The following is a 15065-nucleotide window of genomic DNA, read 5'->3' as shown; positions in this document are numbered from 1 at the left end:
CGCGCAGCCGGCCCGATCAGCCGAGCCCGAGCAGCCGACCCGGGCCACCGCCACCGAGGAGCAGAATCGAGGAGTGAGCAACACCGAGACCGCGCCCGCCGAGGTGCAGTGCGAGCCAGGCGGGTCGCCGGGGCGTGTCGAGGTCCTGACCCCGCGCGACGTGCCCCTCGGCGGCCCCCGCGCGATGACCGTGCGCCGCACCCTGCCCCAGCGACAGCGGTCGCTGATCGGGGCCTGGTGCTTCGTCGACCACTACGGGCCCGACGACACCGCGAGCTCGGGCGGCATGGACGTCCCGCCCCACCCGCACACGGGGCTCGCGACGGTCAGCTGGCTGTTCACCGGCGAGGTCGAGCACCGCGACAGCCTCGGCACCCACGCGATGGTCCGCCCCGGCGAACTCAACCTCATGACCGGCGGGCACGGGGTCGCGCACTCCGAGGTCAGCACGCCGGACACCACACTGCTGCACGGCGTGCAGCTGTGGGTCGCGCTGCCCGGCGACGCCCGCGACCAGCCCCGCGACTTCGCCCACCACGTCCCCGCCGCGACGGACCTCGGCGGCGGCGCCGTCGCCCGCGTCTTCCTCGGCACGCTGGCCGGATCGACGTCGCCGGTGGTCACCGCGACCCCGCTGCTCGGCGCGGAGCTGCTCCTCGAGCCCGGCACGCGCATCGAGTTCACCGTCGACCCCACCTTCGAGCACGGGCTGCTCGTCGACCGCAGCCGCGCCACGCTCCAGGGACGCCCGGTGGAGCGCGCCGAGCTCGGCGTCGTCGACCCCGGCCCGTCGACGCTGGAGATCGTCGCGGGCGACGAGCCCGCCCGCCTCGTCCTGCTCGGCGGCCCGCCCTTCGGCGAGCAGATCGTCATGTGGTGGAACTTCGTCGCCCGCACGCACGACGAGATCGTCGCCTTCCGCGCCGACTGGGAGGCCGGGAGCGAGCGGTTCGGGCAGGTCGAGGGCTACGTCGGCCGCGACGGCCGACGCGGCGCCGACGCCCGCCTCCCGGCGCCCGCCCTGCCGCACGCCACGATCAGGCCGCGCGGCAACCCGGCCTGATTTCAGCCGGCCTCGCGCCGCACCCGCAGCGCGTGCGCGACCATCGGCGCCTGCAGCGGCAGGCGCCCGAACGCGATCGCGCGGTAGGGCCAGGGCCGCCGGCGCCAGTCCCACGCCATCTGCACGTTCGCGGGGAACACCGCCACGAACAGTGCGGCGGCCGCCAGCGCGCCGAGCCGGCGGGTGCGCGGTGCGGCGACGGCGACGCCCACGGCGAACTCGGCGACGCCGCTCGCGTAGGTCCAGAACCGCGCCGTACCCGGCAGCCACGGCGGCACGATCGTGTCGAACGGCTGCGGCGCCACCCCGTGCAGCACGCCCATCGTCATCAGCCCGCCGGCGAGCACGGCGGTGGGAGCAGCGGATCGCGAGCGGCGCACGGGCCGCACCCTGGCAGAACCGCCCCGTCAGCGCCCGACCGCGTAGCCCTGCATGCCCCGGGGGTTGGCGGCGCCCCAGAGGAGCCCGCGCGCCCGGTCGATCCCGATGGCCGAGAGCCGGCCCAGCGACCAGGGGCCGCTGCGGGTCACCCGGTGCCCCCGCCGCTCGAGGCCGTCGACGACCCCGTCGGGCAGGCGGTCCTCGACCACGACGCCCCCCGGCTCGCGGCCCCGCGGCCAGAACGAGCTGGGCGACGACGTCGAGTGCAGGGCGGGCGCGTCGATCGCCTGCTGGGGGTCGTAGCCACCGACGAGGGTGCGCAGCAGGTACAGGAGCTGCCACTGGTCCTGCTGATCACCGCCGGGCGTCCCGAGCGCGGCGACGGGGCCGTCGTCGTCGAGCACGAGCGTGGGGGTGAGGGTGGTCCGCGGCCGGCGTCCCGGCGTCAGCGTCGAGGGCAGACCCTCCTGCAGCCAGCTCATCTGCAGCCGGGTGCCGAGGGCCATCCCGAGCTCGGGGATCGTCGGGGACGACTGCAGCCACCCGCCCGACGGGGTGGCCGAGACGATGTTGCCGGCGCGGTCGACGACGTCGAGGTGGCAGGTGTCGCCCTTGGTCTCGCCGGACAGCACCACGGTGGGCTCGCCGATCGTCCCGTCCGACGTCACCCGGGACGCCGAGCCGTCGACGGCGAGGTCGGCCAGCCGCGGCTCGCGGCCGCCGAGGCGCCCGGGGCGCAGGTCGGGCGAGGCGGTGTCGGCGATCAGGGCCCGTCGCTCGGCGACGTAGCCGGGGGCCAGCAGGGCGGCGACGTCGAGGGGGTCGCCGGCGTCGCCGAACCACGCCTCGCGGTCCGCCATCGCGAGCTTGGTGGTCTCGAGCACGAGGTGCGCGCCGCGCTCGCTCGACGGGTCGAGGTCGGCGTCGTCGTACCCGTCGAGGACGGCCAGCGCCGCAAGCAGCGCCGGGCCCTGCCCCCAGGCGGGCGTCTTGGCGATCCGGCGACCGCGGAACTCCCCGACGGCGGCGTCGATGACCTGTGCCCGGAAGCCGGCGGTGTCCGCGACGGTGAGCACGCCCGCGTGGTCGGTGCCCGACGAGTGCCGGTGGGGCGTGCGGCACGAGGCCGCCATCGCCTCGGCCACGAAGCCCTCGGCCCAGACGGTGCGCACCGCGTCGATCCGGGTGGCCCGGTCGTGGCCCTGCGCCGCGCCCGCGAGGCGTTCCAGCGTCTGAGCCCACGCCGGGTTGCGCAGGACCTCGCCCGCCCGCGGCGGCCGGCCACCGGGCAGCCAGAGCGCGGCCGAGGTGGGCCAGTGCTCGCGGAACAGGTCGGCGACCGCGGCGACGGTGCTCGCCAGCCGCGGGACGACGGGCACGCCGTCGCGGGCGTAGCCGATCGCCGGCGCGAGGACGTCGCCGACCTCCCACGTGCCGTGGTCGCGCAGCAGCAGGAACCAGGCGTCCACGGCGCCGGGGATCGCGGCGGCCAGCGCGCCCGAGCCCGGCACCCGGTCGAGACCCTCGGCGCGGTACGCCGCCGCGGACGCCCCGGCCGGGGCCGGACCCTGGCCGTCGAGCACCCGGGGCGTCGGGTCGGCGGCGGTCGCGAACACGGCCGTCATGTCGCCGCCGGGCCCGTTGAGGTGCGGCTCCACGACGTGCAGCACGAACGCACCCGCGACCGCGGCGTCGAAGGCGGAGCCGCCGCGCTCGAGGATGCCCATGGCGGTCGCGGCGGCCGCCCAATGGGTCCCCGCCGCCATCCCGACGGTGCCCTCCAGCACCGGTCGCGTGGTGAACTCCGGCGGCGGTGTCCATCCCGAGGGCGTCACCGTGTCAGCGAAGCCGATCCCACGGCGTCGACGGAAGAGGAGTACGAGATAGCAACGGGAAGATATTGACATAGGAGTAGGTCCGCGCCAGGCTTCTCCCATCGCACACGGCACCAGGAGGCCCCCGATGACGACCACCGCTCCCGCCCCGGGCGTCGGCACCCGCTCCCGTCCCGCCACCATCGCGCTGTGGACGCTGCAGGTCCTGCTCGGCCTGATGTTCATCGCCGGGTCGGGCGCGCCCAAGCTCTTCGGCGAGGCCTACGCGGTGCAGATCTTCGAGGACCTCGGGACGGGCCAGTGGCTGCGGGTCGTCGTCGGCCTGCTCGAGGTCGCCGGCGGGATCGGGCTGCTCGTCCCGCGCCTGGCCGGGCTCGCCGCCTCCTGCCTGGTCGCGCTCATGGTCGGCGCCACGGTCGCGCAGCTGTTCTTCCTCAGCGAGGGCTTCTGGTACACGCCGGTGATCCTCGGTGTCCTGCTCGGCGTCGTCGCCTGGGTGCGCCGCGCCGAGATCTCCCGGGTGTTCGAGCGCTGATTCCCTTGGGAGACGAAGCGGAGCGGAGCTCGACCCGTCGACGCGGTCTCCCCGCCCGGTCGTCGCTCCCTGCGACGGCCGGGCGGTGTCGTGCGTGGCTAGCGTGGATCGCATGACCAGCACCGAGGCCCGCGAGGTGGCCGCCCGCGCCGAGGCGTTCATCGAGGATCTGCAGACCTGGCTGCGCATCCCGTCGATCTCCGCCGACCCCGGCCACCACGGCGACGTGGCCCGCTCCGCGGCGTGGCTCGCCGAGCGGCTGCGCGCCGAGGGCTGGCCGCAGGTCGAGGTGTGGGACGACACCGACGCGCTGCCGGCGGTGTACGCGTCGTGGCCCGCCGCCGATCCGGCTGATCCGACAGTGCCCACCGTCCTCGTCTACGGCCACCACGACGTCCAGCCCGCGGACCTCTCCGACGGCTGGTCGTTCGAGCCGTTCGCGCCCGAGGTGGTGGGGGAGGAGCTGCGCGGGCGTGGTGCCTCCGACGACAAGGGGCACCTGGCGATGGTGCGGCTCGGCCTCGCCGCGCACCTCGCCGCGACGGGTGCCGACGGCCCCGCCGTACACCTCAAGTTCCTGGCCGAGGGCGAGGAGGAGTCCGGCTCGGCGCACCTCGCGTCCCTGCTCGCGGCGCACCGCGGCGCGCTGGCCTGCGACGCGATCGTCGTCACCGACACCGGCATGGTCGGCCGTGACGCCCCGACCGTCTGCACCGGCATGCGCGGGATGGTCGACACCGAGATCGTCTTCCGCGGCGCGTCGGTCGACCTGCACTCGGGCCAGTTCGGCGGGGCCGTCCCGAACCCGGTCACCGAGCTCGCACGCCTCGTCGCCGCGCTGCACGACGACCGGGGGCGCGTCCGGGTGCCGGGCTTCTACGACGACGTGCGCCCGCCCACCCAGACCGAGCGCGACGCCTGGGCCGCCCTGCCCTTCGACGAGTCCGCGTGGCTGGCCGACTCCGCGGCCGGTGCGCGGGCGACCTCGGGCGAGGCGGGCTGGAGCACCTACGAGCGGCTCTGGGCGCGCCCGACCGCCGAGGTCAACGGCCTGCACGGCGGCTACGCCGGCCCCGGGCACAAGACGATCGTGCCGCACTCGGGGATGGCGAAGCTGACGTTCCGGCTGGTCGCCGACCAGGACCCGGCGCGCGTCCTCGCCGCCGTCCGCGACTTCGTCGCGGCGCACACCCCCGCCGGGATCGAGGCCGAGGTGTCGGCGACCGGCCCGGGCGTCGAGCCGCTCGTCTGCGACGTCGACTCGGTGCTCGTCACCGCGATCCGCGAGGCGATGGGCGCCGCGCTCGGCGCCGAGGTCCTGCCCGCGCGCGAGGGCGGCAGCGGCCCCGAGGCGCTCCTGTCCACCGAGCTCGCGGCCCCGCTGGCCTTCCTCGGCGTGATGCTGCCGTCCGACCGCATCCACGCCCCCGACGAGCGGGCGGTCCTGCCGCTCCTGCTCAAGGGCGCCGAGGCCACCGCCCACCTCTGGCGGCTGCTGGGCGAGCGCGGGGTCTGAGCTTGCGTTCAAGCGCACTCGAAGTCCTAGCGTCGAGCCCATGACCACGGCACAGACCCCGATCGGATCCGGCTTCGGCGCGGCGACCACGGCCCGCGAGGTGCTGGACGGCATCGACCTCACCGGCCGCCTCGCGGTCGTCACCGGCGGCTACTCGGGACTCGGCCTCGAGGCGACCCGCGCCCTGACCGCCGCCGGCGCCCACGTCGTCATCCCCGCCCGCCGCCCGGACGCGGCGAAGGAGGCGCTCGACGGGATCGAGGGGGTCGAGCTCGCCACCCTCGACCTCGGTGACCTCGACAGCGTCGCCGCGTTCGCCCGCGACTTCCTGGACTCGGGCCGGGCGATCGACATGATGATCGACAACGCCGGGATCATGGCGACCCCGGAGACCCGGGTGGGGCCGGGCTGGGAGGCCCAGTTCGCCACCAACCACCTCGGCCATTTCGCGCTGGTCAACCGGCTGTGGCCGGCGATCGAGCGCGGCCGCGACGCCCGGTTGGTGTCGGTGTCCTCCCGCGGGCACCACCGCTCGCCGGTGCGGTTCGACGACCTCGACTGGCGCGCCGAGCCCTACGACAAGTGGGCGGCGTACGGGCAGTCGAAGACCGCCAACGTCCTCTTCGCCGTGCAGCTCGACGCGCTCGCGGCCGACCGTGGCGTCCGCGCCTTCTCGCTGCACCCCGGCGGGATCCTGACGCCGCTGCAGCGCCACCTGCCTCGCGCGGAGATGGTCGCGCTCGGCTGGCTCGACGAGGACGGCGACCCGACCCCGGAGGCGGCCGCGGGCTTCAAGACCCCCGAGGCCGGGGCGGCCACCGAGGTCTGGGCCGCGACGTCGCCCCAGCTCGCCAGACGCGGCGGGCTCTACCTCGAGGACTGCGAGGTCGCCGGGCTCGCCACCGAACCCGGCGCCCACGGCGTTCGCGACTACGCCGTCGACCCCGAGGCCGCGGCCCGTCTCTGGGCCGTCTCGGCCGAGCGGACGGGGGTGGACGCCTTCGCCTGAGGGCTCGTGGCGCGCCCACCCGTGCCCGGGGCGGGCGCGCCCACGACGTCCACCGAAGGTGTGACGGTCGCGGGCGGCGTGTCGGGTCGACGGGGGCGATCACCCGCCCGGCGCAGGAGGGGTGGCGGGCGGTCGCTCTCCGGCGCCGCGAGGCGCCGGAATCTGCCGGGAACGGCGACTCAAGGTCCGCTGCGCGTGCCCGGAACGCGCTAGCAGACGCCGGATCGTGGACGTCGTGGATACCTCGATCGTGGGACGGCCGGAGGTGTTTGAATCCCGTTCGTGTCGTTCACGGGGACCACGGCGAGGTCGCATCTGGATCGTTCCCACCTGGTGCGGGGCGGGAGTCGATCACCGCGCAGCACGGGGCGCCGGGAACGGCGCGGTGCGGTGCTCGGCGTGCTCCTCGCGCTCGCCCTGGGCGCCGCGCTCGCGCTGTGGCTGATCCTCGCGGCGCACCCGGTCGGGGCCCGCGCGGAGGACGGTGCCGCCGGGGTCCCGGCCACCCCGGCCGCCGTGGAGACCGTCGGTCCGGCGGTCGTCATCACCAGCAACTCCTGCATCGCCGACGACCCGCGCGACGTCGTCGCCGTCGAGGGCCCCGGCGGGCGGCGGCTCATGCCGCTCGACGGGTGCGGCACCCCGGTCGGCTCGAAGCTGACGGTCCGCATGGCGTTCGTCGGCACCGAGCCGGCGGCCGGCACGCCGGCCCGCGTGCTCGGCACCGGGTCCTCGGCGGCGCTCGCCGCGACCGAGCCCGCCGAGTCGCCGCTCACGGGCCGCCTGGCGATCCTGCTCACCGGCGTCGCCGGGCTCGGGATGGCCGCCCTGCTCGTCGCCGTGGTGCGCGAGCGCTCCCGCCGGCCCGCGGCCCGCACGACGGCTCCGCCGGCGCGTCCGACGCGGACCACCACGACCACGGCCGCCCCCCGCCCAGCGGTCGACCGGTCCGCCGACCGGGGCACCGTGCACCGCCCCGCGTCGCGTCCCGGCCGCTCGACGAAGGCCGGACGGCCCGCCGCGCTCGACGCCGGACGTCGCGTGCCGGCACCCCGCGGGGGCACCTCGCGCCGGGTCACCGCGAGCGGCGAGGGTCGCCCGCGGAGCCGGAGCACGGACCGGGGGACCGGCGGCGGGTCACGTCGCCCGGCCGCCGGTCCCCACCGCCGTTAGGTTGGTCATGTGACCTCCAGCGTGACCGCCCCCGCACGGGGGCTGCACCGACGTGTGCTCGACAACGGGCTGCGCGTGCTCCTGGTGCCCGACCCGGCCGCCCCCGTCGTGGGCGTCGCCGTCCACGTGGACGTCGGCTTCCGCTCCGAGCCCGAGGGCCGCACCGGGTTCGCCCACCTCTTCGAGCACCTGATGTTCCAGGGCTCGGAGAGCCTGGAGAAGCTCGCCCACTTCCGGCACGTGCAGTCGTCGGGCGGCGTCTTCAACGGCTCGACGCACCAGGACTACACGAACTACTTCGAGGTCCTGCCGTCGGCGGCGCTGGAGCGGGCGCTGTTCCTCGAGGCCGACCGGCTGCGCGCCCCGCGCCTGACGCAGGAGAACCTGCGCAACCAGGTGGACGTGGTCAAGGAGGAGATCCGCCTCAACGTCCTCAACCGGCCCTACGGCGGCTTCCCCTGGATCCTGCTGCCGCCGGTGCTCTACGACACCTACCCGAACGCCCACAACGGGTACGGCGACTTCACCGACCTCGAGCAGGCCTCCCTCGACGACGCCGCCGCGTTCTTCGACGCCTACTACGCGCCGGGCAACGCGGTGCTCACCCTCGTCGGGGACCTCGACCCGGACGAGACGGCGGCGCTCGTCGACAAGCACTTCGGCGACATCCCGGCCCGTGCGGTGCCGACGCGTCCGAGCTTCGCCGAGCCCCCGCCCGACGGGGAGCGCCGGGAGTCGGTGGTCGACGTGAACGCCCCGCTGCCGGCCCTGGCCCTGGGGTACCGCCTGCCCGACCCGCAGGCCGACCTGCCCGGGTACCTCGCGCACGCCGTGCTGGCGAGCCTGCTCACCGACGGCGAGGCGGCGCGGTTGACCCAGCGCCTGGTGTACGGCGACGAGCTCGTCACCGACGTCTCCGCCTCCTGCGGGCTCATGGGCGCCCCGCTGGACGCCCGCGACCCCGACACGTTCACGATCACCGCCGTGCACCCCGGCACGGTCGACCCGCAGCGGATCAGCGGCGCGGTCGACGACGAGCTCGCGACCCTCGCCGCCGAGGGTCCCGACCCCGACGAGCTGCGCCGGGTCACCGCCCGCTGGGCCTCCTCGCTGCACCGGGAGCACGACCGCCTGATGAGCCGCATGCTCGCCCTCGGTTCGGCCGAGCTGGTCCAGGGCCGCGCCGAGCTCGCCGACGAGCTGCCCGGCCTCATCGCCGCGGTCGAGCCGTCGGCCGTCGCGGCCGCCGCCGGGTCCCTGCGACCCGATCAGCGCGCCGTCCTCACCGTCACGCCGGGAGGTGCGGCATGACCGGGCGCCGCAGCGCCGAGGAGATCGGCAGCACCCCCACGGGCCCCCGCGACCTGCCCCCGCTGGGCCCGCAGCGCTCGGTGCCCGCGCCCGAGGAGGTCGACACCGTCCTCGGCTCGGGCCTGCGCGTCGTCGCGGTGCGCCGCCCCGACGTCCCGATGGTGGAGCTGCGGCTGCGGGTCCCGTTCGCCGACACCAGCGAGCGTGACGACTCGGCCCATGCCGCGGTCGCCGAGGTCCTCGCGACGACGATCCTGTCCGGCACCTCGTCGCGCAGCCGCGTCGGCATCGACGACGACCTGGCCGGCGTCGGCGGCGAGATCGGGTTCTCGGTCGACCCCGAGCGCCTGTCGGTCTCCGGGCACGCGCTGGCCGAGGGCCTCGACACCCTGCTCGACGTGCTCGCCGACCTCGTGCTCGCGGCGACCCACCCCGAGGACGAGCTCGCCCGCGAGCGGGAGCGGCTCGTCGAGCGGATCGAGCTGGCGTCCGCGCAGCCGTCGGTGATCGCCCGGCGCGCGCTGCAGGAACGCCGCTACGGCGCGCACCCGGTCACGCGCGAGATGCCGCGGCCCGAGGAGGTCACCGCGGTGACCGCGGACGCCGTGCGGTCGCTGCAGGCCTCGGCCCTGCTGCCCGGCGGCTCGGTGCTCGTGCTCGTCGGCGACCTCGACCCGACCGACGCCGTCGCGCGGGTGGACAAGGCGCTCGCGGGCTGGTCGGGCGGGCAGGCGGCCCCGTTGCCGGCCCTGCCGGAGCTCCGGGCCCGCGACCTGCTGCTCGTCGACCGGCCGGGCGCCGTGCAGTCGCAGCTGCGGCTCTCCGCGCCGGCGGTCGGGCGGACCGACCCGCGCTATCCCGCGCTACAGCTGGCGAACCTGGCGCTCGGCGGCTACTTCTCGTCGCGCCTGGTGGAGAACCTGCGCGAGGACAAGGGCTACACCTACCACGCGTCGTCGAGCCTCGAGCTCGATCCGCACGGCGCGGTGCTGTCGGTGGAGACCGACGTCGCGTCCGAGGTCACCGCCCCGGCGCTGCTCGAGGCGCGCTACGAGCTGGGCCGGCTCGCGGTGGTGCCGCCGACCGACGACGAGGTCGAGTCGGCGCGGCGCTACCTCGTGGGCTCGCTGCTGATCTCGATGACGACCCAGGCCGGCTACGCCTCGACGGTCGCGGCGCTCGCCGCGCACGGGCTGTCGTCGGCGTGGGTGCGCGAGCACCCGGCGCGCCTCGAGGCCGTCACCACCGACGAGGTCGCGGCGGCCGCGGCGGAGTTCTTCGCGCCGACGAGGTTCACCGGGGTCGTGGTGGCCGACGCCGCACGGACCGGTCCCGGGCTGCGCGCCCTCGGTGGAGTGGAGATCCCGTGACGTCAGGGACCGCGGGGCCCGACCTGCGCGCCGTCTTCCACCTCGACGAGGACCCGTCGCTGTCGCGCTCGACGGTCGACCGCCGCGAGCAGCTGCGCGTCGACCCGGCGCACAGCCGCGCGCTGTGGCCCGACGCCCGCGTCGTGCTCATCGACCCGCACGGCCGGACACCGGTCGAGCGGGGCGAGGGCGGTGCCGTGACGCTGCTCATGGCGCCGACCAGCACCCTCGGCGACGAGACGCCCGACGACGCGGTGCTGCTCGGCGAGGAGGACGGGACGGCGTACTGGGCCGTCCGCGTGCCCGACCCGGCCGAGGCGCACGCCAACGACGCGGGCTCGGGGTTCATGACCGCCGAGCAGTGGGCGCGCGCGGGCGGGGGCCCGGACCACGAGAACTGGACCGACCTGCGCACCTCGGGCGCCGACCTCGACGCGCGGGGCGCCGGCCTGCTCACCACCGCGGTGGCCCTGCTCAACTGGCACGACCGCAGCCGCTTCTGTGCCCGGGACGGGTCGGAGATGTACGCGATCAAGGCGGGCTGGGTGCGCCTGTGCACCGCGCACCAGCACGAGGAGTACCCGCGCACCGACCCGTCGATGATCTGCCTGGTGCACGACGGCACGGCGGGCGACCAGGCCCGCGTGCTGCTCGCGCGCCAGCCGATCTGGCCGACCGGGCGCTACTCGGTGCTGGCGGGCTTCGTCGAGGCCGGCGAGTCGCTCGAGGCGTGCGTCGCCCGCGAGTGCGCCGAGGAGGTCGGCGTGGACGTCCACACGATCTCGTACCTCGGCTCGCAGCCGTGGCCGTTCCCGCGCTCGCTGATGATCGGCTTCTCCGCCGTCGCCGACCCCGACCAGCCGATCAGGCTGCAGGAGGGCGAGATCGAGGGCGCCCGCTGGGTCACCCGCGCCGAGCTCCGCGAGGCCCTGGACGCGGGGGAGTGGTCGCATCGGGACGGGACCCCTCGCGGCGCCCAGGGCGTCGGCGGCACGGCGTTCGAGGCGGGCGCCGGGCGCGAGCTCATCCTGCCCGGTGGCGTCTCCATCGCCCGCGCCATGCTCGAGGCCTGGGCCGCCGCCGGCTGACTCGTAGTTGCAACGAACGCGCTGTTCGCTGCTTCTACGCGCGCAAAGTTCCCGTTCGCGCCACGGGGTGCCGGACCCCGGACGCAACGAACGCGCCGTTCGTGCGCATAGAAGCAGCGAACAGCGCGTTCGTTCCGACAGGTCAGGCGCTCAGGAAGCGGCCTCGACGCGCGCCAGCGTCTCCTTGACCTCGGCGAAGCTGGGGTTCGTCGCCGCGCTGCCGTCGGGGTAGACGACCGTCGGCACGGTGCGGTTGCCGCCGTTGACCTTGGTGACGATCTCGGCGGCGTCCGGGACGCGCTCGATGTCGACCTCCTCGTACCCGATGCCCTCGCGGTCGAGCTGGGTCTTGAGGCGCCGACAGAACCCGCACCAGCTGGTCGTGTACATCGTCATCTGTGCCACGCCCGGTGCAACGCCTCGAGGGCCGGATTCAGTCCTCGACGTGACCGAAGCGGTGCCGCGTGCGGCTGATCGCCTGCTCACGAAGCACCGTGAGCATCTCGCGCCGACCGTCGGCCACCACCGGGGCGTCGACGAGGGACGCGCCGACCGAGGCCGCGGCCCGCTGGAGGTCGGCGGGCACGGTCCCGACGACGCGCAGCCGCTCGCCCGCCTCGGGCGAGCCCGCGAACTCCGTCACCGGCACCCCGGCGCACGCCGCCGCGAGGCGGGCCCGCAGCACGTCGCGCGGGGCGGCGTCGGAGCCGACCACCAGCCGCAGCGCGGGCAGCGGCCGGTAGCGGAAGACGTTGGCCTCGGCGCGCAGGCCCGTCGGGTCGTGCTCGACGGAGAACTCGTCGCGCCAGGCGGCGGCGTCCGACCCGGCGGCGGCGCGCAGCCACGCGAGGTCCGCCACGTCCCAGCGCGGCGCCTCGTCCGCGAGCAGCGCCGCGACGGGCGGCGCGAGGGGCGCCGAGGGGAGCTCCTCGACCGGGCCGTCGTGCCACGTCCCGAACTGGGCGACGTAGTTCGGGCCGCCGGGCTTCGCGCCCGGCCCGACCACGGAGCCCTTCCAGCCCCCGAACGACTGACGCTGCACGATCGCGCCCGTGATGTGGCGGTTGACGTAGGCGTTGCCGACCTCGACGTGCTCGCTCCAGTGGGCGATCTCGTCGGGGTCGAGGGCGTGCAGGCCACCGGTGAGCCCGTAGCCCGTGGCGTTCTGCAGCGCGATCGCCTCGTCGAGGTCCGCCGCGTGCATGAGCCCGAGCACCGGCCCGAAGCACTCGGTGAGGTGGAACCACGCACCGGGCGCCACCGGCGCCTTCACACCCGGTGTCCAGAGCGACGCGCCGAGCCTGCGGGGCTCGACCAGCCACGTCTCGCCCCGGTCGAGGCGGGTCAACGCCCGCTCGAGCTTCTCGTCCGGCGGCCCGATCAGGGGCCCCATCGTCGTCGACGGGTCGCTGCCGTGACCGACGCGCAGGGTGCGGACCGCGTCGACGAGCTGGCGGTGGAACCGCGACCCGGCCGCGGTGCGCGTCGACCGCATCGATCCGACGAGGATCGCGAGCGACGCCGCCGAGCACTTCTGCCCCGCGTGCCCGAACGCCGAGCGCACGAGGTCGGCGACGGCGAGGTCCGGGTCGGCGCTGGGGGTGATGACCAGCGCGTTCTTGCCGCTGGTCTCGGCGACCAGCCGCAGGTCGGTGCGCCACGACCGGAACAGCTCCGCGGTCTGCGACGCCCCGGTGAGCACCACGTGGTCGACGGCCGGGTGCGTGACGAGGCGCCGCCCGGCGTCCCCCTCGTCGGTGTGCACGAGCTGCAGGGCGTCGGCGGGGATGCCGCCGCGGTGCAGGGCGGCGACGCCGACCTCGGCGCACGCCCGCACCTGCGGCGCCGGCTTGATCACCACCGACGCCCCGGCGGCCAGGGCCGCGACGCAGCCGCCGAGCGGGATGGCGATCGGGAAGTTCCAGGGCGGGGTCACGACGACGACCCGGTCCGGGGTGAACGGCGCGCCCTCCAGCTCCTCGGCCCGGTCCGCGTAGTACGCCGCGAAGTCGATCGCCTCGGAGATCTCCGGGTCCGCCTCGGCGATCGTCTTGCCGGCCTCGTCGACCATCACGGTGAGCAGGTCCCCGCGCGCCGCGGCGAGGGCGCGGGCGGCCTCGCGCAGGACGGCGGCACGCTCCGAACCCGTTCGCCGGCCCCACGACGAGGCGGTGGCCCGGTCGACCACCGCGTCCACGGCGGCGGGATCCGTGAGCTCGGGCTCGCGCACCCCGGGGCCAGGGGCGGCGATCGCCCGCAGCGCCCACTCGCGGTTCGCGGCCAGCGAGGGGTCGGTGTCGGGCTCGTTGACGAAATGCTTCGCCCGTGAGTGATCCGGGTCGCCAGGACGACCCGGATCACTCACGTGCGCGGAGCGCCTCGGCGTCGCCGGCACCGCGTCGCGGTCGCGCACCGAGGCCCGGAAGCGGTCGGTGTACGAGGCGGGCCCGGCGTCGGAGAACAGCGCGTAGAGGTAGTTCTCCGGCGAGGCGTTCTCCTCGAGCCGGCGCACGAGGTAGGAGACGGCGGCGTCGAAGTCGCCGGTGTGCACCACCGGCGTGTAGAGCACGAGCTGCTCCCGCACGTCGCGCGCGACCACCTTCGCCTGCGCCGGCGCCATGCCCTGCAGCATCTCGACGTCGATCTGGCGCTCGGCGTCGCGGGCGGCAGCGAGCTCGACGGCCAGCGCGACGTGGTGGAGGTGGTGGCTGGCGACGCCGAGGCGCAGCGCGTCGACGAGGTCGCCCCCGATCGCCCGGTCGAGCAGGCGCACGTAGTTCGCGTCGACCTCCGCCTTCGTCGTGTACGGCGCCTGCGGCCAGTCGTGCACCTCGGCGTCGACCTTCTCCATCGCGAGGTTCGCGCCCTTGACCAGCCGGACCTTGATCGGAGCGCCCCCCGCCGCGACCCGGCGACGGGCGAACGCGGCCAGCTCCTCCAGCGCGCCGAGGGCGTCGGGGAGGTAGGCCTGCAGCACGATCCCGGCCTCCGACCCGGTGAACTCCGGGCGGTCCAGCAGGGTCGTGAACAGGGCGACGGTGAGGTCGAGGTCCTTGTACTCCTCCATGTCGAGGTTCACGAAGGAGCCGGTCTCGCGCGCCAGGCGGAACAGCGGGGTCAGACGCTCGACGAGCCGGTCGCGGCTGCCCTCGAGGTCCCACGGCACGAGCTGGCTCGCCACCGACGACGCCTTCACCGAGACGTAGTCGACGTCGCCGCGGCGCAGCAGGTCCATCGTGCGGGCGAGCCGACGGTCCGCCTCCTCCTCGCCGAGCACCGCCTCGCCGAGCAGGTTGAGGTTCAGCCGGAAGCCCTCCGCGCGGGCCTCCTCCAGGCGGCGCTCCAGCCCGCGGCCGTCGGCGTCGACGATCAGGTGGCCGACGAGGGCCCGGAGCCGGCGCCGCGCGAGCGGCACCACGACTCGAGGTGCCCGCGGGGCGAGCCTCGCGCCGGTGCGCAGCAGCGCCCGGTCGGCCCCGCCGATGAAGTCCGGCAGCGGCGCGTCCGGGCCGGCCAGGCGCGCGAGCTCCCGGGCGGCGACGTGGTCGTCGGCCGGGCGGGCGACGCGGTCGACGAAGCGCAGGGTGAAGTCGACGCCGGCCGGATCGTGCATGAGGGCGGCGAGCTGCGCCGAGGGCCCGGTGGCCGCCCCGACGGCGCCGGCCCGTGCCCACTGGTCGGCACGGGCGACGGCCCGCTCGACGAGCTCGTCGGGGATACCGCCGGCGGCCCCGTGGGTGGTCGGCGCGAGCTGCTCGGTCATGGCTCCATCGTGGCCCGATCC

Annotated in this window: 12 protein-coding genes; 8 read left to right on the top strand and 4 right to left on the bottom strand. The window is 75.8% G+C overall.

Annotation, left to right across the window (positions count from 1 at the left end; translation table 11 throughout):
- Nucleotides 1-73 precede the first annotated feature (73 nt).
- Entirely contained in the window at nt 74-1063 is a 990-nt protein-coding gene (locus tag PH191_RS06575) for a pirin family protein (protein WP_274193826.1), read from the top strand.
- A gap of 2 nt (nt 1064-1065) precedes the next feature.
- Here the strand turns inward: PH191_RS06575 and PH191_RS06570 are convergent, their stop codons facing one another.
- Together PH191_RS06570 and PH191_RS06565 are read right to left on the bottom strand one after the other, a co-directional pair.
- Complete coding sequence (locus PH191_RS06570) at nt 1066-1392, bottom strand: DoxX family protein (protein WP_274194676.1); 327 nt, start codon at nt 1390-1392, stop codon at nt 1066-1068.
- Between the two features lie 78 nt (nt 1393-1470).
- On the bottom strand, nt 1471-3210 hold the full coding sequence (locus tag PH191_RS06565) for a gamma-glutamyltransferase family protein (RefSeq protein WP_274194675.1): 1740 nt from the start codon (nt 3208-3210) through the stop codon (nt 1471-1473).
- A 196-nt stretch (nt 3211-3406) separates the two neighbouring features.
- Between PH191_RS06565 and PH191_RS06560 the strand changes: the two genes are divergently transcribed.
- From PH191_RS06560 to nudC, 7 genes are all read left to right on the top strand, one after another.
- Nucleotides 3407-3814, top strand: a complete 408-nt coding sequence (locus tag PH191_RS06560) for a DoxX family protein (protein ID WP_274193825.1) — start codon at nt 3407-3409, stop codon at nt 3812-3814.
- A 112-nt stretch (nt 3815-3926) separates the two neighbouring features.
- A complete protein-coding gene (locus PH191_RS06555) occupies nt 3927-5330 on the top strand; it encodes a M20/M25/M40 family metallo-hydrolase (RefSeq protein WP_274193824.1) in 1404 nt (467 codons plus the stop codon).
- Between the two features lie 40 nt (nt 5331-5370).
- A complete protein-coding gene (locus PH191_RS06550; RefSeq protein WP_274193823.1) occupies nt 5371-6339 on the top strand; it encodes an SDR family NAD(P)-dependent oxidoreductase in 969 nt (322 codons plus the stop codon).
- A gap of 399 nt (nt 6340-6738) precedes the next feature.
- Nucleotides 6739-7512, top strand: a complete 774-nt coding sequence (locus PH191_RS06545; protein WP_274193822.1) for a hypothetical protein — start codon at nt 6739-6741, stop codon at nt 7510-7512.
- Nucleotides 7513-7533: 21 nt separating this feature from the next.
- A complete protein-coding gene (locus PH191_RS06540) occupies nt 7534-8823 on the top strand; it encodes a M16 family metallopeptidase (RefSeq protein ID WP_274193821.1) in 1290 nt (429 codons plus the stop codon).
- Nucleotides 8820-10193, top strand: coding sequence for a M16 family metallopeptidase (locus PH191_RS06535; RefSeq protein WP_274193820.1), 1374 nt, complete (start codon nt 8820-8822; stop codon nt 10191-10193). Before PH191_RS06540 ends, PH191_RS06535 begins: the two co-directional genes overlap by 4 nt.
- Entirely contained in the window at nt 10190-11281 is a 1092-nt protein-coding gene (nudC, locus tag PH191_RS06530; protein WP_274193819.1) for an NAD(+) diphosphatase, read from the top strand. Before PH191_RS06535 ends, nudC begins: the two co-directional genes overlap by 4 nt.
- 150 nt (nt 11282-11431) lie before the next feature.
- Here the strand turns inward: nudC and PH191_RS06525 are convergent, their stop codons facing one another.
- Nucleotides 11432-11677 carry a mycoredoxin gene (locus PH191_RS06525; RefSeq protein ID WP_274194674.1) on the bottom strand — a complete coding sequence of 82 codons (246 nt, stop codon included), beginning with the start codon at nt 11675-11677 and terminating at the stop codon, nt 11432-11434.
- A gap of 37 nt (nt 11678-11714) precedes the next feature.
- Nucleotides 11715-15044, bottom strand: a complete 3330-nt coding sequence (locus tag PH191_RS06520) for a bifunctional proline dehydrogenase/L-glutamate gamma-semialdehyde dehydrogenase (RefSeq protein WP_274193818.1) — start codon at nt 15042-15044, stop codon at nt 11715-11717.
- Nucleotides 15045-15065 lie beyond the last annotated feature (21 nt).

The sequence above is a fragment of the Actinomycetospora callitridis genome (assembly GCF_028737265.1).
GTDB lineage: Bacteria > Actinomycetota > Actinomycetes > Mycobacteriales > Pseudonocardiaceae > Actinomycetospora > Actinomycetospora callitridis.
This window is presented reverse-complemented; position numbering and strand designations above follow the sequence as displayed.

Bases quoted from the DNA above. Each gene is read 5' to 3' on its own strand.
- PH191_RS06565 (WP_274194675.1), bottom strand. From the start codon at position 3,210: ATGGCGGCGGGGACCCATTGGGCGGCCGCCGCGACCGCCATGGGCATC.
- PH191_RS06555 (WP_274193824.1), top strand. From the start codon at position 3,927: ATGACCAGCACCGAGGCCCGCGAGGTGGCCGCCCGCGCCGAGGCGTTC.
- PH191_RS06560 (WP_274193825.1), top strand. From the start codon at position 3,407: ATGACGACCACCGCTCCCGCCCCGGGCGTCGGCACCCGCTCCCGTCCC.
- PH191_RS06520 (WP_274193818.1), bottom strand. From the start codon at position 15,044: ATGACCGAGCAGCTCGCGCCGACCACCCACGGGGCCGCCGGCGGTATC.
- PH191_RS06570 (WP_274194676.1), bottom strand. From the start codon at position 1,392: ATGACGATGGGCGTGCTGCACGGGGTGGCGCCGCAGCCGTTCGACACG.
- PH191_RS06535 (WP_274193820.1), top strand. From the start codon at position 8,820: ATGACCGGGCGCCGCAGCGCCGAGGAGATCGGCAGCACCCCCACGGGC.
- PH191_RS06550 (WP_274193823.1), top strand. From the start codon at position 5,371: ATGACCACGGCACAGACCCCGATCGGATCCGGCTTCGGCGCGGCGACC.
- PH191_RS06525 (WP_274194674.1), bottom strand. From the start codon at position 11,677: ATGACGATGTACACGACCAGCTGGTGCGGGTTCTGTCGGCGCCTCAAG.